This window comes from Streptomyces sp. NBC_00859, from assembly GCF_045161865.1.
Classification (GTDB): Bacteria; Actinomycetota; Actinomycetes; order Streptomycetales; family Streptomycetaceae; genus Streptomyces.
On sequence record NZ_CP108826.1, the window covers coordinates 6,913,197 to 6,932,717 of the forward strand.

The window sequence follows — 19,521 nt, forward strand, 5'->3', positions numbered from 1 at the left end:
GCCGTCGACGCTCCACCTCACCGAAGGGAACCCCACCGTGCAGAAAGTCCTGCTGATCGAGGCCGACGTATCCGCGGGCGAGGACGTACTGACCGCGGCGGCGGAGCTCGGCGTCGAGGCCCATGTGGCCACCCATGAGGACGTATACCGGGGCTACCGGCCCGAGTTGAAGGCGAAGATCAGCGGCACGGTCTTCACCGACTTCTCCGATCCGCGTACCGCCCTCGACGACCTGACCCGCTTCTGCCGGGAGACGCGGATCGACGGCGTCGTCGCCTGCTGGGAATTCCTCTCACCCCTGGCCACCCGCCTCGCGGACCGGCTCGGGCTCCCCGGCCACCGACCGGAACTCGCCGATGCCTGCCGTAACAAGCGGCTCATGGCTGAGGCGTTCGCCGCCCACGAGGTCCCCGCCCCACGCACCGTGGTGGCCGCGGGACCGGACGAACTGGTCCGGCGTATGGCGCAGAGCGGCCTGGACTACCCCGTTGTCGTCAAACCCGCCGAGAACGCCGCGTCCATCGGTGTCTCGGTCGTGGACTCGGCGGCGGAACTGCGCGGAGCGGCCCGGCTGGCCCAGTCGCAGACCCACAAGACCTCGCACGGTCTGGCTCTCGACATCACAGTGCTCGCTCAGGAGCACGTGGACGGCGACGAGTTCAGCATCGAGTCCGTCATCTCCGGTGGCGAGATCCACCATCTGGCGATCACCGAAAAGTTCACCACCGCGGGAACGAGCCGCGCCGAGCTGGGCCACACCGTGCCGGCGGAGACCACTCCGGCCGCCGGCACGGCGCTGTATGCGGCGGCCACGGCGGCCATCAGGGCGCTGGGGCTGCGCAACGGTGTCGCGCACACCGAGGTGAAGCTCAGCGCCCAGGGCGTCCCGAAGGTCATCGAGGTGGGCGCACGTCCGCCGGGCGACCACATCATGCGGCTCGTCAGGGAGGCGCTCGGTATCGACGAGGCGCGCGCCTTCCTGCAGACGGCACTGGGCCGGCGACCGGACATCGCGCCACGGCGCGACGCGGCCGCCGCCATCCGCTTCATCACCGCGCCGGAGGCAGGAGTCCTGCGCTGGACCAGCGCGCTGCCCTGCGGGGACCACGTGATCGCGACCGCCATGTCGAAGATGCCCGGCGACGAAGTGGGCGCCCCGCACGACAACATGGGCCGGATCGGTCAGGTCATGCTGCGTGGAGCCAGCGCCCAGGAGGTCAACAGGGCCGCTGCCGAGGTCATGGAGTCGATCACGGTGGAGATGGCCACGCAGTGGTGAGCGGCCGCGGCCATGAGCCCGGTTCCGGCCCGGGGCCGCCACGACCCGGCGCCGGACATCGAGCGGGCGTCATGGGCGACCGACGTGAAGCTCTGGTGGTCGCCCGGTCCGAGCTTGTGGTGAGACCTGTCGTACCGGGGGATCCACGTGCGTCCCCGGCCGCATGCGGCCCTTCCGCATCGTCGCCGGGCGATTGCTCGGCGGGCAGCCCTCAGCGCGCCACCCGGTAGCGGAAGTGGACGACTCGTGAGCCCAGGGCACGGGACTCGACGAGTTCGAGATCCACCCGGCGCTCACGCTGGGGAAAGAACGGAGTGCCACCGCCGACCAGCACCGGGTAGACCCTGGCCCGGTACTCGTCGATGAGATCCAACGAGGCGGCCTCGGCGGCGAGAGTGGCGCCGCCGATCGCGATGTCGCTCTCCTCCGGCGCGGCCCGCAACCGCTCGATCTCCTCCGCGAGGCCGCCGGAGGCCAGGCGGGCATTGCCCTGCACCGCCGGCAGCGTGGTGGAGAACACCACCTTGGGGAGCGGCTTCCAGATCGCGGCGAACTCGAGCATCGAGCCGCCGAGCGATGGGTCCTGGTCGGCGGTCTCCCAGTACAGCATTGTCTCGTACAGCCGTCGTCCCAACAGGTGGGCACCGACCTCCCGCACCTCGTCGGTGGCGAGGCGAAGGACCTCCTCGTCGGGTGCCGTCCAGTCGAATCCGCCGTCCGGCCCGACGATATAGCCGTCGAGCGAGATGCTCATCGAATAGGTCACGCTGCGCATCAGACGTCCTCCTCGGTGACGGGTCCGGCAGTATGACCGCCGGACGCCGCAGAATTCATCGCGGCTCGCAAGATCCCTTCGGACCGGGTCACCTCAAAAGACCGTTCGGTCGCCGGCGGACAGGTGACGAAGTCGCCGTCATTCGGCCGAACCAATGAGGGGCCCCTCATCTCTCACCCGTCCCCCACGCCGTTGCGGGAGTGCCGGGACAACGGAGCCCGACAGGCCGTCACCCAGCGTGAAGCGTCGGCCGGCTTTATTTCCACCGAATGTGGGACCGTCAACCTCGCGCGTTCCTCGTCGCTCGCGACGCGAATTGCCGGACCTTCGCAGTAATGGCGGACGAGCATGAGGCCGCCACCGGGGAAGTGAACACCGATGCGGGTGTTCGGCGGTCCGTCCCGGCTGCCGCGGAGAAGAAGCCCTCGAAGGCTCACCGTGTACTGCCGCACTTTGAAGAACCGGTCCGAGTGGTATATCTCTGACATTTAATTGTCTCTCCAACCGGTCATCACACGGCATCCTGCCCCGGACCGGGAGAGCGGGCCCCGCGAGCTCCACGCACTGCCGACAGGCATGGCGAAGCCGTGAGCGGGTACCGCTTCCATCGATGGGTCCACGGACCATACTGGTCGGGCCCCCGTCCTCTACAGAACGACTCCATGGCCAAAAAGAGCATCTCCTCGACCACCGTCCCCGACACCGTGTGGCTGGGGCAGGGGCGTCACCTCGGGCCCGAGCCCGAGCAGGACGTCCGCCGCAACCTGATCGCCCTGAAGGCGGCCGGGGTGCTCGACGGATTCCTGGACCTCGACCCCGTCGAGGCGGCCCGCTCGACCGCCCTGCATCCGCGGGACGAGTCCGCCGACCCGGGCCCGTCGGCCCGCCGCCTCTTCGAGGCCCGCTGGCGCGTGGCCGACGACGTCACGGTGCGCGCGCAGCTGACCACGTACGACCCCGAGGGCCGCCGCAAGGACGGCGAAGGCGTCGCCTGGGTCCTCGCCGCCGAGGCCGAGCGGGCATGGGCGGAGCACTGGCCGTCGCCCGCCACGATGTTCTGGCCCGACAGCGACCGGGTCGCCTGGGACCACGACACGGTGCCGGGCGTGCGCCTGCGGACGACGAACCACCTGCCGAAGGACGACGACGAGCTGCGCCGCCTCCTGCGGGACTGCACCCGGCAGAGCTGGTACATCCACGTCGTGGTGCACGAGGCGATGACTCCCGACGCGCGGGGCCAGCAGCCGGTCTCGGATTTCCTTCCGCCGAGCCTGCGGCACCGGGTGGTCGAGCACCGGGGCACGCCCGACCAGGCACAGATCGCCGACTTCGCGATGAAGCGGGAGCTGAGCGTGCGGATGCCGCGCGGTGGCGCCGTCGTCCTGCCGATGGCGGGGCAGAGCCCCGCTTACGACGCGGAGCGCTTCACGGTGCGCAATGTCTTCCTGGACGGGTCGGCACCGACCGAACTCCTCGAAAGGATCAAGGACTTCGCCGCGCTGCCGCGCCCTCTGCCCGCCGATGCCGAGCCGGCCCTGACCCGGCTGCGCAAGGGATGGCACCTGCTCACCCCGGACGAGGAGCTGGTCCACGCCCAGGCCATGGTCACCGAGTACGCCAACGCGCTCGACGCGATGACGAACTCCCGTGACCTCTACCGGGAGGCGGCCGAGACCGCGCACGCCGCCCTGGCCGAGGCGACCGGTGACGACGGTGTGCCCGGCTCGCCCGCACTGGGCCCGGCCAAGGAGGACGGCTCAGCGCTGAGCGCCCTCACCAAGGCGTTCGGCCGCTTCCGGGGCCCGAACAAGTAGGGACACGCGCGTTCGCGCCGGGCAGCAGCAGAACCCGGCCCCTCTTCGTGTGGCCCCCGCCTTTCTCCGCGCGACCCCACTGCGGTCCAGGGACCGGCAGCCGGGAGCCCCCGTGTCCACCTGATCCCGCACCTGCGGGCCGGGCCTCTTGGCATGTGCCTCATGCCGGATGTCCTGCCCCACCCCGCGCAGTTCGCCCGCCGGGCGGCCCACACTGAGTTCCAGGACCTCCGAGCGCGGCCGCGCGCGACACGCTGGCCGGACGCTCCCGAGGACGCCGGATGGTCACTCGGGACCGGCCTCGCCCGCCTCCGTGACCTCGTCGCCTACCGGGCGGGACGGGTTCGACTGACTGGCGCAGGAGGAGGCGCTCGCCGGACTCCTTCGTATCCGCGCCCCGCGAACGCGGCAATCCCCGCAGCACAGCACAGCACGCCCGCCGCGTAGAAGTCCCGTCCGGCTTCTCGCTCTTCCCCGGTGACATCGTCCGCCCGCCGCGGGCGTGGCTGGAGCGCACCGCGAACGTCGTGCGCGAGGCGGAGCCCGAGCGGCGGGCACTTCGCTCCGTTCGAGGAGCCCGAGCTGTACGCGCGGGAACTGCGGGACTGCGTCCGCTCCTACTGGGTGACGTAGGCGCGCTGCGGACACCGGCGGCCACGACACACCGGTCTCCGGTGCCGGTGCGCACCGGCGGTGCCGCACGGGCAGGCACCGCTCGCACGGACCAACACCCGTCGGCGGTCACCCGACTGTTCCCTGGACGCCGGGGGCGACCGGTCGCCCGCCCCCGAAAAGCGGGCGGGCAGGGCGACATGGCAGGCTCCCCCTCTTGAGCTGCTGCCGCTTCGGGGAAGAGCCCCGAAGGCCGGAGGGTGCCGCCGGAGGCGCCGTGGTGCGTCACCGCGGCGGGCCGGGACACCGACCAGGGCTCGTCGGGACTACGGAGAGAAGGACGATGAGACTCTGCTTCCTGGTTGAGGAGCGGTACCGGAACGACGGCATGCCCAATGAGGTGATCGGGCAACTCACCTCCTGGGGGCACCACGTCGATGTCCTTCGGCCGGGTACGTCGCTGCTCGGACTGTCCGGAGCGGTCCAGGCGGGCAGCCACGACGCCTGGGTTCTCAAGACGGTGTCCGGAGGACCGGGACTCTCACTCCTGGAGGCCGCGGCTGTGGTCGGGCTGACAACCGTCAACGACGCACGGTCGATACGAGGAGTACGGGACAAGGTCCTGGCCTCCGTTGTCGCGCAGAGCCGCGGGCTGCCGGTGCCCCGTACATACGCGGCGCCGGGCCCCGAGGTTTTGGCGCAAGTGCCGGAAACCGACTACCCCCTGGTCGTCAAGCCCGCCGACGGGAGCTCGGGCCGGGGAGTCCGCCTCGTGCGCTCGCCCGGCCGGCTGGCCCAGGTGCGGAAGGAGCTGGCAGGTGAGGGCGTGCTGATCGCCCAGCCCTATGTGCCCAATTCGGGGATCGATCTGAAGGTGTACTGCATCGGCGGAGAGATATTCGCGACGGAACGATCGTCACCGCTTCATCCGGGGCGGCCACATCACGAACGTCCCGTACCCCTGTCGTCCGAGGTCGCGCAGCTGGCAGTCGAGGTGGGAAGGGCGTTCGGGCTCGACCTGTACGGCGTGGACGTAGTGGTCGGTACGGACGGCCCGGTGATCGTCGATGTCAACGACTTCCCCAGCTTCCGCTGTGTACCGGACGCCCCCGCCCGGGTGGCACGCGCCGTGCTGCGCCTCGCTGCCCGGGACGACGTCGCCCTGCCGGACGCGCCGGTGCCGGCGCTCCAGCGTGAACGCGTGCATGTTCCGGCGCAGCTGGTGACGGCGGCGGAGAGCGAGGCACGATGAGGATCTCATTCCTCACGCACGGGGCCGATCACCCGCTGGTCACCGCTACGGCAGCCTTGCTGCGGCCCGAACACCACGTGGACGTCGTCGACCTGGGGACAGCCGGTGCCCCGTCGGCGTCCTCGCCTCCACCCGAGCGGGTGGATGTCTGCTTGCTGAAGGCGCGAACTCCGGCAGCGCTGCGGCTGGCGCGTTCGTACCAGGAGTCAGGGGCCGTGGTGCTGAACTCCGTGACGGCGACCGCCCGGTGTCAGGACCGCCGGGAGATGGCTCGGCTGGCCCGGCAGGCCGGGCTGCCCTTTGCGGCCACCCGGACGATGGAGAGTCCCGGGCATCTCCTCGAAGAACAGGCCTTCGTTCGCCCTCTGGTGATCAAGAGCCTGCACAGCCGCCGCGGCGACCTCGTCTCCCGTGTGCAGGACGTGGAGGCGCTCCGCGAACTCTCCCGTACGTGGCCGCACGAGCCCATCGTGGTTCAGGACTTCGCCGAGAACAGCGGGTGGGATCAGAAGCTGTGGGTGGTCGGGGATCAGGTGTTCGCCGGTCTGCGCCGTTCTGAACTGGCCAGCCCCGGCACGACGGGGACAGGTCCCCGCATCGGGGCCGGTGTACTCCACGAGTGGCGGGAGCTGGCCCGCGGTGTCGGCGCCGTGTTCGGACTCGAGGTGTACGGCGTGGACGTGATCGAGACGGCCGACGGGTCTCCGCTGATCGTGGACGTCAACGCCTTTCCCGGCATGCGCGGCGCGGACGGAGCGCCCGGCGCACTCGCAGCGCTGGCGCGGAAGGCGTTGCTGAACCGGACGGTGGAGAGTGCCGAAGGGGGCCTGCGCCACCCGGAGCACGCGGAATCCGTCGAGTCGACGGCTCCGCAGCAGCAGTTGGGCGACGGCTTGCCGTCCGTGCACGGCTGACGCCTCCGGGGACCGCGCCGTACGGCTCTCGACGACGGCCGGCCACAGCATGGCCGCCCTGTGGAGGATGGCCTCTTCTGCCACGGCGCGACCGCCTCGGGAGCGCGAGGGCCGCACATCAGGCGTCACCGCCCGTACCGGTCACGATGCCGAATCCCTCACGCGGCAGGGGCTGTTGGGGGAGCATTTCACCGCCTTCACCCGTGCCACCGGCAGGGTGAAGGCGCGGGCTGCCTTCGCTAAGGGGTCGCCACCACCGGCTCGTCCTGGCGGCGCCGCTCGGCCTCGCGGAAGGGCGGGTGGACCGGTGGCCCCGCCACGCGGCGCCGCGGGCTCAAGCGGCACCGTACACCTGGTTCGGCCCCATCATCACACGATGGATGTGAGACGGAAAACGACCCCCTGATACCCGGGAAAGTAGCTGATCAGGGCGGAAGAGACAGGTACCGCACGGAGACCGCCGGGCGTCCGGGCTGCCAATTCGTAACACGCAGCGGTGTTCTCTTCTCGTTCACTTTGTTGGTATTCCTAGGGCCGGCACTGCGCCCAGCCGGGGGCGCTGTACGTTCCACCGGAAGGACAACGCTGTCTTGACGACCGACTTGATGCAGGACGGCAGAGCCGCCGCGCCAAGTCCGGCGACTGCCGGTGCGGCAGGGCCCCGGACCCGCGCACGGCGCCGGCGGCGCGAGTACCTGCTGTTCGCCGCCTTCGCCGCACCCAACTTCTTCTTCCTGCTGGTTTTCGCCTACTGGCCGGTGATCTACAACGGCTATCTGAGCCTCACCGACTGGGACATGGTTTCCTCGTCGTGGCACATGATCGGCCTGGACAACTACACGTCGTTGTTCGCCGACCCCGACTTCCGCGGCAGCCTGTGGACGACGGTGCTGTTCGTCGTCGGAATCGTCGCGGGCGGACTGGTACTCGGCCTGGCCACCGCCCTGTTGCTCAACCAGCGGCTGCGCGGGCGGAACGTCGTGCGGACGCTGGCATTCGCCCCGTACGTGCTCTCCGGAGCCGCGGTCGGCACCCTGTGGCTGTTCATCTTCGATCCCAACTACGGACTCATACGCCCGTTGCTCGCCCCCCTCGGCCTGGCCGCGCCTGCGATGATGACCGACTCCAAGTGGGCGCTGTCCGGCCTCGTCCTGGTCTACCTCTGGAAGAACACCGGCTTCGTCGCCGTGGTCTACCTCGCCGGTCTGCAGGGCTTGCCCAGGGACGTGTTCGAGGCGGCGGCTCTGGACGGGGCGGGAGCGTGGACGCGGTTGCGCCGCATCATCCTGCCGCTGCTCTCGCCCGTCACCTTCTTCCTGCTGGTGACCTGCACCATCACCACCTTCCAGGCGTTCGATGTGATCGCCGTGATGACCAACGGCGGGCCCGGCACCTCCACATCGATCCTCAGCTGGTTCATCTACGACCAGGGCTTCCGCACCTTCGACGCGGGCCGTGCATCGGCCTCCGCGATGATCATGTTCTTGGTGCTGCTGCTGATCACTGGTTTCCAGGCGCGCTTCCTCCAGCGAAAGGTGCACTACCAGTGACCGTCGCCGACTCCCTGCCGGATGCCCTGCCGGACGCCCGCCCGGTCGCCACGGGCAGCCGACCCGGTGCCCGCTCAGGCAGCCGCCGCGCCCAGCGCTTCGGCCTGTACGCGCTGCTCGTCCTGGTCGCCGTCATCGCGGGCGGCCCGCTGTACTGGCTGATCTCCTCGGCGCTGAAGACCAACCCGCAGATCTACAGCTACCCCCCGCACTGGATCCCCACGGATTTGCGCTGGTCCAACTTCTCCGACGCCTGGAGTGCCGCGCCGTTCGGCCGGTTCTTCCTCAACTCCTTGATCGTGTCAGTGACCGGCACCGCGATCGAGCTGGTCGCCGCGCTGCTGTGTGCCTACGCATTCGTGTTCCTGCCGTTCCCCGGCAAGAAGGTCCTTTTCCTGTTCCTGCTGGGCGCGATGATGGTGCCCGGCCACGTCACGCTGCTGCCGAACTTTCTGACCATCGCCCAGCTCGGCTGGGTCAACTCCTATGCGGGCCTGATAGCTCCGGGCCTCGGCTCGGTCTTCGGCACCTTCCTGCTGCGCCAGCACATGCTGACACTGCCTCAGGAGATCATGGACGCGGCGAAGATCGACGGGGCGGGGCACCTGCGCATCCTCTTCCGGGTCGTGCTGCCGATGTCGCGTCCGATGGTGATCACCGTCGCCCTGGTCGTCATGGTCGGCAAGTGGAACGACTTCATCTGGCCTCTGATCGTCACCAGCAGCGCGGACATGCGGACCCTCCCCATCGGTCTGCTCTTCCTCAAGAACACCGAGACCTTCGCCAACTGGGGAGCGATCCTCGCCGGCGCCGTCATGGTGATCGTGCCGGTACTCGTCATGTTCTTCTTCGCCCAGCGCTACATCATCGCCGGGCTGACCCAGGGAGCCGGAAAATGACGCGGACTTCGCTGCGGGAGTTCGCGGGGCCCGTGCTCGACAGGCGCAGGATGCTCGGGGCAGGCGCGGGGCTGGGACTGGCCGCGGCGCTCAGTGCCTGCGGTCAGACCACGGGGACCGTCACACAGCCCGGAGGTTCGGTACCCGATGCGTTCCGCGGGCGCACCAGGGTGGTGCTCTGGTCGACGTTCGCGGATCCGGTGGGTCCGGCTCTGCAGAAACTCGTCGACGCCTTCAACCGCGAGCAGCGGGACGTGTACGTGGAGGTGCAGTTCCAGGGCACCTACGACGAGTGCGCCCAGAAGGCGGTCATCAGTCTTCTCGGCGCCCAGGCCCCCGACTTGTGCGTGCTGTCCGACGTCAAGTGGTACAAGTTCTACTTCGGTGACGCCCTGGAACCCTGGGACAGTTACTTCACACGGGGTGAGCTGGAGCGGATCTACAATCCCCGGCTGCTCGGCGAGGGCGTCCGCAAGGGGCACACGTGGTGGCTGCCGCTGGCCCGTTCGACGCCGCTCTTCTACTACAACAAGACCCTCTTCAAGAAGGCGGGCGTCCCGGTACGCCCCCCGGAGACCTACGACGAGCTCTACGACTGGTCGCGCCACATCACCCGGCAGAGCGTGGGCGGCAAGCGGGTGGCCCTGGAGGCCTACCAGGCGGTCGACGGGGACTGGCAGTTCCAGTGCAGTGCCTGGCAGTGGGGCGGAGCGTACTCCAAGGGCCTGGACGTCACCATCGACGAGGGCGGCGCCGTGGCGGCGGGGGAGTGGCAGCGCAAGCTGGTCTTCAAGGACAGGATCGCCTACATGGCGACCGAGCCGACCGCCGACCTGGGAAACCAGCTGATCGCCACGCTCGTCACCTCGACCGGTGGGCTGAAGAAGATCAACGAGATGGCGAAGGCGAACGGCTGGGAGCTGGGTACCGGTTTCCTGCCGAAGAAGGAGAAGTTCGCGGTCAACACCGGCGGTGGCGGCCTGGGCATATTCAAGCGAGTGCCGCGGGAACGCAAGGAGGCGGCCGTCCAGTTCGTGCGCTTCCTGGCCCGCCCTGAGAACGCCGCGCAGTGGGCCGTCGAAACCGGCTACATGCCCGTGGTGCCGGCTGCGGTCAAGGAGCCCGCCCTCGCCAAGCTGATGAAGGACGAACCGGCCTTCGCCACGGCCGTCAGGCAGTTGGACCTTACACGCCCCTGTGACCAGGTGCGCATGACGATTCCGAATGCGAATGTACGTATCTACACCGCTCTGCAGCGCATATGGTCGGCGAATACCCCCGCACAGCAGGCCTTCGCGGAGGTCGCCGATCAGCTGCGCAAGGGCGTCGACCGTTACGGCCCCATGATTGAGGAGCACTTGTGAACCACCCCCTGAGGCGTCCCGTGGTGTACGCACACCGTGGAGCCCGGGCCGAAGAGCCGGAGAACACCCTGCGGTCCTTCCGGCGGGCTCTCGCGCTCGGCGCCGACGGCATCGAACTCGACATCCGCCTCACCTCCGACGGCCACCTCGTCGTCATCCACGACAAGGCGGTGGACCGTACGACCGACGGCACCGGCCTCGTCGCCGACTTCACCCTGGCCGGCCTGCAGGCCTTGGATGCCGGAGACGGGGAGCGCATACCCAGCTTCGACGAGGCGATGGAAGTCTGCGGGGACATCGTTCAGATCGAGATCAAGGCCCTGGAGGCGGTGCAGGCGCTTGCCGAACGGGAGCGCCGCACCCCGCTGCCCGGATCGGTGGTGCTGACCTCCTTCAGCAAGGCCGCGGTGGAAGAGGCCGCCCGGTGGCTGCCGCACGTCCCCCGAGGCCTGATCACCCACCATCCGGGCGCCGAGATGATCAAGGATGCGCTCGATCTCAAGGCCACCTGGGTGTGCCCGGAGCTGAAGCCAGAGCTCACCCGGGACCTCGTGGACCGCTGTCACGAGACCGGCATCCAGGTGGATGCCTGGCCCACCGCCGAACGCGCCCAGCTGCTCCGCTGGGTGGAGATCGGAGCGGACGCCGTGACCACGGACTATCCGGGGCGGATCGGCGAGTGGCTGGCCGCATCCGGCGGCTGACGACCGGTCCCGGTCTTCTCTGCGGTGGGAGGAGGAGGCCGGGCCCGTGCGGCCACCGAGCGGACCCGGCCGCCGGGACCTGCACGGCTCCCGGCCGGCCACGGGCCTCCCGAGGGGCCCGGCCCTTGGCCCCGCACGGTCCGGCACATGCACAACCCGGGCCGCGAGTACGGAACTTCCACGAACGAATCCCGCAGGGTGCTCCGACGCGCTTCGCGGTGGCCGAGAGGATCAGGAGCGGCATCCATGCCGGATGAGATCACCGGGCAACCCGCCACCTGGCCACCTGACCCGATCAGCACCGAGCGGCTCGTGCTCCGTGAGTCCGAGGCCCGGGACCGGCCGGCGGTCATCGAGCTGTTCACGTCGGCGGAGGTGGGTACCTACATCGGTGGCCCCCGACCGCGTGCCGAGTTCGAGCGCGCGCTGCCCGGCACACCCGGACGACGCCCCGGTCTCTTCGTGGTCGAGCTCGACGGAGCGATGATCGGCACCATCGAGCTCAACCGGCGTGACGCGGAGCATCGGAGCCATGTCCGCCCGGATTCCGGGGAGGCCGAACTCGGCTATCTGTTCCTGCCGGAGGTATGGGGGCACGGGTACGCAGCCGAGGCGTGTGCGGCTGCGCTCGACTGGTTCGCCGGTGCGTTTCCCGGTGAGCCGGTGGTGCTCTGCACGCAGACCGCCAACCTCCGCTCGATGCGGCTCGCTGCGAAGCTGGGGTTCACCGAGGTGCAACGGTTCAAGGAGTGGGGCGCCGAACAGTGGTTCGGCGTGCGGTCTCCAAGAGCGCCGGACGGTTGAGTCCGTTCCGGCAGCGCCCCTGTTCGTGCGTGCCGACGTGATTTGCGGTCCAGCCCTTCACCACCGGTGGGCATCTGCCCGGGGGATCTTCGCGCCTGCCTGCCGCCGGGGGAGTCATCACCGGCTCCCCGCCCCATGCCCAGGCCATCCTCACGGCGCGGGGTTGCTGGGCACCTTCACGTTCATCTCGCCGCAGCCGACGCGCTTCGCCTCCGCCTTGACGTACGACGGCAGAACGGCAAGGGCGAGTGACTTGTCGTCGTGCGACTCGCTTTCCTTCCCCGGCTCATACGCCACGAACGCGACCCGCCCGGACCGGCAGTCCGCCGTGTAGACGCTCAGGCCGCCCGCGTAGGCGCCCTGCCCGTCACCACCCAGACGCGTGGCCCGGTTTCCGAGCACCCGGGAGACAACGCCGGCCAGCTCCGGTTCCGCCACGGTCATCAGCCGGAGCCTGTCCGGGCCGAACGGCTGGCGCACGTCGCACGCCCGTATTCCGTCTGCGGGGGACGCGCCCGGCTTTGTGCCCGGCGTGGTGCCTACGACCTTCGCCTCGGGCCCCTGAGCCCACCTGGGCAGTCGGACGCCCTGGATCCCGCAGAGCCGGTCGGCGTCGACGTCCGGCAGCTCGTTGCCCTCCGGGGCGCGGCGGAGCTTCGGCGGGTCGGAGTACGTGCCGTCGCAGCCGTATCGCTCCATGACCCCGTTGGCCAACCGCACGACCGCGCGGGACATCGCGTCGAGGCCCCGCCGCGCGTCGACCACGTTCTGGCCCTCGGGGTCAGCCTCGTCCGAGGCGAGGGTGACCACCCGCAACGGCGGCTTCTCGCCCGGCTCGTACGGTCGTTCCTCACAGCTCGCGGGGAGCGCCACCCAAGCCCGGGTGGAGGAAGCCATACCGGTGATCCCCTCGCCGAGCGGCGTCATACGGGAGGAGAGGTACTCCTCGGTCCAGCTCCATGCCTGCGCGCCCCGCAACCCGCCCAGCGTCCGCACCGACGCCGTGACCTCCGACTCCAGCTCGTCGGCCCCGAACCCCTGCATGCTGCACTCCGTGTGCATGGGGTCCTCTGTGGCCCGGCGCAGCGGCAGCTCACGGCTGCGGACGTCCGTGTCCGAGAACAGCGCGTGCTCGACATCGGGCGAGAGCGAACCCCAGCACACGTCCCGCGCCACGAAGGGCAGTTCATCGGAGCGCCACGCCATGACGCCTGACCCCAGCAGCGCCCCGACGAGCGCGCCGGTGACAGCGATGCCACTCCGGCTACGGGACAACCGGCGCATCCGGCCCGAGCGCTCCAGCGCGTCGGGCCGGGGGGCGGGAGCCTGCCGTAGGCGCCCATCCCCCTCGGGGGCCGCCGGCCCAGGGTTGACCATCCTGGAGCTCTCCGGCCCGGTGCTCTCCATCTCTGGAGCTTCCGGCCCGGTGCTCTCCGGTTCGTCCGGCATCTCGTCCTTCCTCTCGGGGGCTGTCCTGGCGATTCGCGCGACCCCGTGGCCGGCAACCGAGGCGTTGGGCAACGGTGGCGGACCGCCTCGCCGCTCGCTGTCGACGGTCCGAGGAGGTTATCTGTCGGGCACACGCGTTCGGGGAGCAGGGCAGCCTCGCGGAGATGGAGCCCCCGCGCCACGTCGGCTGCGCGAACTCCGTCGGGCTCGTGCGTCGGGCCCGTGAAGGCATCACCGAAGGCCAAGGACCCTCACCACCACTGCCTGCTGTCTGATCCGACGCCCCCGATCAACAGCAACCGGCAATTACCCGCGGTGCTCCGGCGCGAGCGGATCTGCTCGACTCGCGAAAATGATCGTCATTGGCCCAACGGCAATGTGGATCCTCCATGACCTCACTGGCAACCTGATGACCGGCCACCGTCAGAGACGTCCCACTCCATCGGCATACGCACGCTTCCGTCACGCAGGCGCCCCGGTGTTCTGGCTCACGATGTGCTCGAAGAGAGGCCTGACGAAGCCCTTGTGGGGGCGTCGCGCGGTGGGTGATGACGCTGTCCGGATCGAGGCAGGGCACGGGCAACGCCGTTTTCCTCCGGGCCCGCGCCTCTGTCCCTCCTGGCTCAGTCAAGCGCGTTCAGCAGGGCGGAAACGTAGTCCTCCAGCCGCTTCTCCACGGCTCCCGTCGTCAGTTCTGTCCTCCCTGCCTCCCGCCATGGCTGTGACACCTGCCGCACTTCTTCCGAGAGCGCCAGCCCGTCCCGCACCTGCCAGTACTGCCGCTCGCCCGCGGTTGCTGCCAGCACCCCGCCGGCCTCCTCGTATGCCCCGGTGAACCGCAGACCCCACGTCGGACCGTGCAGCACGGCGAGATTGGTGGAGCAGTGCGCGACATCGAGGTCCGCCGGACCCCAGGAGGCACCTGCCCAGTCGACGACGCCGGTGAGCCGGGGGCCTGTCGGGCTTGAGGGCGGTGCGTCGAACAGCACGTTGCCGGGTTGGAAGTCCCGGTGCAGGAAACGCCCCTCGTAGGGAGGCGCGGGCCGTCGGATCACATCGATCGCTGCCTCCCATACCGCCGCGTCGGCGTCCTTCGGAACGACGACGGTGTCAGCGGTCGTCCACGCCACATACCTTCGGGGCCGCTCGGGTGGCCGCAGGGCGTGGATCGAGACGAGTTGACGTGCCAGCAGAGGGACCCGCGACTCCAGTCCCTCGTCGTCGAGGACCGTCCGGCCCGCCAGATGTGTCATGAGGAGCGAGGGATACTCGCAATGCGCGGCGGCAGGATCAACGGCGACCAGTTCGGGAGCGGGCACGCCGGTCCCCTTGAGGAAGGTCAGGGCGCCGGCTTCCCTGTTCAGCCAGTCCTCGGCGCTCTCCTCGTCGACGAAGGTCCGCAGCACCAGGTCACGAGTGCCTCCGTCCCGCGTGCCGATGGTCAGCCGCCGCACTTCGGCGGTGATGCCGCCGTGCAGCGCCTCGGCCCCGGCGATCCGTTCACCGGGCTCCAGGTACCGGCTCACCCAAGCCAGGGTCAACGGGCGTACTGCCGCCACTTCGTCGTGGTTGATCACCGTGCCACCCCACCATCCGGACGACGGCATGCGCAAAGCCATTTGTCGGCAGCGACGGCAAGCCTGCTCCAACCTCCGGCTCTCGGGCCCACGTTGATCCAGGCAGGGGAGGAGCGATGCCCAGGCGGCATCCAAGGTCCACGCCAGAACGTCTCGCGTCCTTGGGGGGATATAGCTTCGGTTCATGAAACCCCCGAGGGACACCTTCACCGATCAGGCACCGGCCGATCCGGCCGCCTCCGACGACATGCTGGCCACCCAGCCCGTCGGGTACTGGAGCGGTCTCGCCCACGCGGTCGTCACCCGGCATCTGCGTGACGCCATGGCCAGGATCGACGCCACACAACCGCAGTACTGGGTGTTGAACCGCGTGAACGACGGGTCCCTGGCGCCGAGCCGCGAGGAGATCGTCAGCCAGCTGCAGCCTCTCGCGGACGGGCCGCATGACATCGGGCGGGTCGTCGACCAGCTGGTCCACCGTGGCTGGCTGCGCATCGACGCCGCGCACCTGCTGCACCTCACGGATGCCGGGGAGGCTGCCAGGGAGAGGCTGCGTGAGCTGGTGACCGAGCTGCGCGCCGTGGTCCATGAGGGCGTAAGCGACGAGGAGTACGTGGCCACGCTCAAGGTCCTGCGCAGGATGGTGGCCAACATCGGGGATGCCAAGGGCTCCTGACGGAGCCGGGGTACGTACTCGACCGGACGCCTCTCATCCTGGTTCGTCCGCGTCACCGGTTACCGACCTGTGAAGTCCCGGGGTGCGGCCCCTCACGGGAGAGACCGCACCCCCCCCGGACCCTACGGTCGGGCTATCGCCGGAGGGGCGGCGTCGGCTCCCCAACTCGTCGGCTTGTCGGAGAGTTTGATGTCGATCGTGCCGGAGCGGAGCAAGTCCTTGTGGGACAGCCAGCTTTGGCGCAGCCTTCCCTTGCCGGTGTCCACGGATGACACGTACTGGAGCTTCGAAGCATTGGCGCCCGGGGCGTCGATGCTGATCGTGCGCCCGTGTTCGGGCCGGACCTCGACCTTCTCGAACATGGGCGCGGTGAGCACGTAGGTGGCGGAGCCTGGCTGGGCCTCGAAGATGCCGGCCATGGCGAAGACGAGCAGCGAAGAGGTGGCGCCGAGGTCGTCATTGCCGGGCATTCCGTACACGTTGTCGGTGAAGAGGGTCCGCATCGCGCGCAGTACCGCGGACGTCTTCCATGGCGCGCCGGTCCATGTGTACATCCATGGTGCGTGGAAGTCGGGCTCGTTGTTCGGGTTGAACGCGAAGTTGTTGTGGTAGTCGTACGCGCCGGTCACCCACGAGTCCGAAGCCGCCTTCGCCGGATCGGTGAGCACGGTCGGCATGTCGAAGAACTTGTCGAGCCGCTGCTCGGCCTGCGAGGGGCCGCCCATGAGTCCGAAGAGCGTCTGCGGGTCCTGCTGGGCAAGCCATTCGTACTGCCAAGCGGTGCCCTCGTGGAACGCGCCGGCCTGTGCGGGGTCGGGGTCGCCTGCGACGGTGCCGTCCGCGTTCTTGGCTACCGGGAACCCGGAGAATCCCTGCGAGGTGACGGTGGGGTCCCACAGCTTGGTGAAGTTGTCGCAGCGAGAGGAGAGCGTCGCGGCCTTGTCCTTGTAGCCGAGGCCGTCGGCCATCGTGGAAAGCGCGCAGTCGGCGAGCGAGTACTCCAGGGTGGCCGAGCCCGACTGGCGGCTGTCTCCGTACTTGTAACCCGGCAGATTCTGGTAGCCGACCCAGCCGTTCTTGACATACGTGGGGTTGCCGTCGCGGCCGCGGAAGATCGACTGGTCAGCGGGCACATCGTTGGCGTTCTTCCACAGTGCGCCGAAGAGCTGACGCGCGGTCCGTTTGTCGAGCAGACCACGGTTGTAGATGTCGACGATCCACGGCGTGACGGGGTCCCCGCTCATCACGTTGGTCTCGCTGTTGCCGAGAGCCCAGCGCGGCAGCCAACCGCCGTCCTGGTAGATGTGCAGCACCGACTTGGCCATGTCAGTGGCCTTGTCCGGGTTCAGCAGGTCCACCAGCTGGTTCTGCGAGCGGTAGGTGTCCCAGAGCGAGAACATCTGGTAGTAGGTGGAATCTGCGCGGTGCACTTGGTCGTCGAAGCCGCGGTAGCGGTTGTCCACATCGGACCCGACCGACGGGTGCAGCAGCGAATGGTAGAGCGCGCTGTAGTACGTGCGCTGGTCCGAGGTGCTGCCGCCGGCCACGCGCATCCGGTTCAGCTCCTCCTGCCAGGTGTTGTGCGCGGCGGTGCGAGCCTTGTCGAACGACTTCGGCTGCTCCGCCCTGCGGTTCAGGCGCGCGCCGTCGATCGATGTGTAGGACAGGCCCACCGAAGTGCCGACCTGCTTGCCCTTGGACGGGTCGAATGTCGCGTAGGCGCCGGCCCGCTTGGTGCCGCGCGACGCGTCGCGCTTGTTCGGGGTGATGGTGCCGTCGGTCCAGGTGCCGAAGCTCGAGAACGTGCGGTCGAACTTGGCACTGAAATAGATCCGGTAGCGCTCCTTGCCGGTCTCACCACAGAAGTTGCCGCCCTGGAGCCAGCCTTCGACAGTGTCATTGCCGACGACGTGGACGTCGCCGGCATAGGTGCTGCCGTTGCTCTCTCCGGTCTCGATGAGCACGTTCTCGGGGCCTGACCCGGCGGGGTATGTGTAGCGGTGCTGGCCGGTTCGCTGTGTCGCGGAGAGCTCGGCCTGGATACCGTTGTCGAACTTCACCCCGTAGTAACCCGGCGCGCGGGTCTCGTTCGCGTGGCTGAACTTCGCACCGTACTGGGCCGGGTCCGATGACGTGACCGCACCGGTGGTCGGCATGAAACGGAAGTTGCCCATCGTCTGGCAGCCGACGCCCGAGAGGTGCGTGTGGCTGAAGCCGAGGATCGTGTCCTGCTTGTAGTCATAGGAGGCGTACTGGTTGAGCTGAGTGTCCGGGCTCAGCTGCACCATGCCGAACGGGACGGTGGCGCCCGGGAAGGTGGTCCCGTCGCCGTTGTTGCCGATCGACGTGTCCACCAGCCTGGTGGGGTCACCGGCGAACTGCGGTCCCCGCTCCTTGGCGTCAGCGACGCCGGGCGTGGCGGATGCCGCGGCCATCGTGGTGGCGAGCAACAGGGCGGCGAACACGCGTTTCCATGGTCTCATCGCGATCCTTCGTGTGACAACGTTGTCAATTCCTGTGATCTTTGCCCTTCAAGTACTGCTCCGTCAATCCGGTTGACCGCAAGGGTCGATTTGCCCCGGCCTCAGCGGGCAGCCTGCCGCAAATCCTGCTGCTACGCGACGATTCGGGAGCCAATTGCGGCAGCCGCACTGCTGGCCGCTGCTGTGGTCAGCGAGCTGCGTGGGGCTCGGCCGGTTCCGCTGTCAGTCCCTCGTAGGCCTCGGCGAGGCCCTTCTGGTTTTCTGCGGCGGATCCGGCGCCGCGGGTGATCCCGCTCTCCAGGCGTGCGGCGAAGTAGACGGCATTGCACATCCACCGCAGTTTGACGAACGCATCGAGATGGACGAGTTCGCCGGAGGCGTCGGGGAGCACGCGCAGGTAGCCGTCCAGAGCCCATGGCAGCAGGTGCGGTTCGTGGCGCGTGATCACTGACAGGCAGCCCAGGTCGTAGAGCAGAGGTGCCTGCATCGCGGCTGACCAGTCGACCAGGCCGTCCAGGCGGTCGGCTCGCTCCTCCCGCAGCCGGAATCCGTCCAGCCCTGGATCGCCGTGGACCACGCCCACGCGCAGCTGCGCGTGGTCCGGGATGTTGCGGGCCTGTTCCAGGGCGCGGGCCGCCGCGGCACGGACCTTCGCCGGCATGGGGATCTCCTGCAGACAGTGATTGGCCCACGGCCACGGCCAAGCGAACCGCTCACCCAGCTCGTCGTCCTCACCCCGCAGTACCAGGTGCGCGCGAGCCAGTGTCTCTCCCACCCGCCGGACGTCCGCCATTGACGCGGTGTCGGGCGGGCGGCCGGGAAGGTATTCGAGCAGCGCGAGAATCCCTTCGGGCAGCTCCACGGCCATGGTCCCGTCCCGCGCCGGAATGGGCGGGCCGCTGGGAAAGCCGTGGGAGGAAGCAGCACGGGCCACGCGCAGTCCTCCGCGGAACGCGTCGGCGTCTCCGGAGTCGGCGAGTTTGGCCACGTACCGGGCGGAGGCGCTGTCCCTGCCGGCCAGATGGACCAGCCAGGTGGTGGAGTTCCAACCGCCCGCAAGGTTTTCGATCGAGGCCACGCGACCGTCCCAGCGAGCGAGCACGGCTCTCAACCGGTCAGTGTCCATGCCTGTTCCTCTCCGGAGGAGCCCGACCCACAACAGTAGTGGGAGCAGGACGCCGGTCAGTTGGCAGCGCGGTGATACCGGTCCTGGGTGATCGCCCGGGACCGGTGGGTCCGGAAGATTCGGGCAAGGCCGTCCGGTTGTTCCTGTACGGCGAAGAATTCCCCGGGGGCTGGTGGAGCGCAGTCACGGCTGGAACGCCGGCCTGTGCGGGGAGCCGGTTGGTCGAGCGAGGTGGCGGACGGA

At 69.1% G+C, this 19,521-nt stretch carries 15 protein-coding genes; 10 read left to right on the plus strand and 5 right to left on the minus strand.

Going from position 1 to position 19,521, the window contains the following annotated elements; all coding sequences use genetic code 11:
* The first annotated feature begins 37 nt into the window (after positions 1-37).
* Complete coding sequence (locus tag OG584_RS30470) at positions 38-1,279, plus strand: ATP-grasp domain-containing protein (RefSeq protein ID WP_405782648.1); 1,242 nt, start codon at positions 38-40, stop codon at positions 1,277-1,279.
* A gap of 211 nt (positions 1,280-1,490) precedes the next feature.
* Here the strand turns inward: OG584_RS30470 and OG584_RS30475 are convergent, their stop codons facing one another.
* Positions 1,491-2,054 carry a dihydrofolate reductase family protein gene (locus OG584_RS30475; protein ID WP_405782650.1) on the minus strand — a complete coding sequence of 188 codons (564 nt, stop codon included), beginning with the start codon at positions 2,052-2,054 and terminating at the stop codon, positions 1,491-1,493.
* Positions 2,055-2,716: 662 nt separating this feature from the next.
* Here OG584_RS30475 and OG584_RS30480 point away from each other — a divergent pair.
* From OG584_RS30480 to OG584_RS30515, 8 genes are all read left to right on the plus strand, one after another.
* A complete protein-coding gene (locus OG584_RS30480) occupies positions 2,717-3,868 on the plus strand; it encodes a hypothetical protein (protein WP_405782652.1) in 1,152 nt (383 codons plus the stop codon).
* Between the two features lie 955 nt (positions 3,869-4,823).
* Positions 4,824-5,732, plus strand: a complete 909-nt coding sequence (locus OG584_RS30485; protein ID WP_405782654.1) for a RimK family alpha-L-glutamate ligase — start codon at positions 4,824-4,826, stop codon at positions 5,730-5,732.
* Positions 5,729-6,646, plus strand: coding sequence for a RimK family alpha-L-glutamate ligase (locus tag OG584_RS30490; RefSeq protein WP_405782656.1), 918 nt, complete (start codon positions 5,729-5,731; stop codon positions 6,644-6,646). Before OG584_RS30485 ends, OG584_RS30490 begins: the two co-directional genes overlap by 4 nt.
* Positions 6,647-7,236: 590 nt before the next feature.
* Positions 7,237-8,196 carry a carbohydrate ABC transporter permease gene (locus OG584_RS30495; RefSeq protein ID WP_405782657.1) on the plus strand — a complete coding sequence of 320 codons (960 nt, stop codon included), beginning with the start codon at positions 7,237-7,239 and terminating at the stop codon, positions 8,194-8,196.
* The gene (locus OG584_RS30500; protein ID WP_405782659.1) at positions 8,193-9,095 is read left to right on the plus strand and encodes a carbohydrate ABC transporter permease; all 903 of its coding nucleotides are present in this window, start codon (positions 8,193-8,195) and stop codon (positions 9,093-9,095) included. The genes OG584_RS30495 and OG584_RS30500 overlap by 4 nt, the downstream gene beginning before the upstream one ends.
* On the plus strand, positions 9,092-10,459 hold the full coding sequence (locus OG584_RS30505; RefSeq protein WP_405782660.1) for an ABC transporter substrate-binding protein: 1,368 nt from the start codon (positions 9,092-9,094) through the stop codon (positions 10,457-10,459). Before OG584_RS30500 ends, OG584_RS30505 begins: the two co-directional genes overlap by 4 nt.
* On the plus strand, positions 10,456-11,163 hold the full coding sequence (locus OG584_RS30510) for a glycerophosphodiester phosphodiesterase (RefSeq protein WP_405782661.1): 708 nt from the start codon (positions 10,456-10,458) through the stop codon (positions 11,161-11,163). Before OG584_RS30505 ends, OG584_RS30510 begins: the two co-directional genes overlap by 4 nt.
* Before the next feature lie 246 nt (positions 11,164-11,409).
* Positions 11,410-11,967, plus strand: a complete 558-nt coding sequence (locus tag OG584_RS30515) for a GNAT family N-acetyltransferase (protein ID WP_405782663.1) — start codon at positions 11,410-11,412, stop codon at positions 11,965-11,967.
* 150 nt (positions 11,968-12,117) lie between these two features.
* On the opposite strand, the gene OG584_RS30520 is transcribed toward OG584_RS30515, so the two are convergent.
* Together OG584_RS30520 and OG584_RS30525 are read right to left on the minus strand one after the other, a co-directional pair.
* Entirely contained in the window at positions 12,118-13,416 is a 1,299-nt protein-coding gene (locus OG584_RS30520; protein ID WP_405782665.1) for a hypothetical protein, read from the minus strand.
* A 623-nt stretch (positions 13,417-14,039) separates the two neighbouring features.
* Entirely contained in the window at positions 14,040-15,023 is a 984-nt protein-coding gene (locus tag OG584_RS30525) for a phosphotransferase family protein (RefSeq protein WP_405782666.1), read from the minus strand.
* 154 nt (positions 15,024-15,177) lie between these two features.
* Between OG584_RS30525 and OG584_RS30530 the strand changes: the two genes are divergently transcribed.
* Positions 15,178-15,669 (plus strand): MarR family winged helix-turn-helix transcriptional regulator, encoded by a 492-nt coding sequence (locus OG584_RS30530; protein ID WP_405782668.1) that lies wholly within the window; start codon positions 15,178-15,180, stop codon positions 15,667-15,669.
* A 122-nt stretch (positions 15,670-15,791) separates the two neighbouring features.
* Here OG584_RS30530 and OG584_RS30535 read toward each other — a convergent pair whose 3' ends face one another.
* Both OG584_RS30535 and OG584_RS30540 read right to left on the minus strand, forming a co-directional pair.
* The gene (locus tag OG584_RS30535; RefSeq protein ID WP_405782670.1) at positions 15,792-18,152 is read right to left on the minus strand and encodes a GH92 family glycosyl hydrolase; all 2,361 of its coding nucleotides are present in this window, start codon (positions 18,150-18,152) and stop codon (positions 15,792-15,794) included.
* 187 nt (positions 18,153-18,339) lie between these two features.
* On the minus strand, positions 18,340-19,278 hold the full coding sequence (locus OG584_RS30540; RefSeq protein WP_405782671.1) for a phosphotransferase enzyme family protein: 939 nt from the start codon (positions 19,276-19,278) through the stop codon (positions 18,340-18,342).
* Between the last annotated feature and the right edge of the window lie 243 nt (positions 19,279-19,521).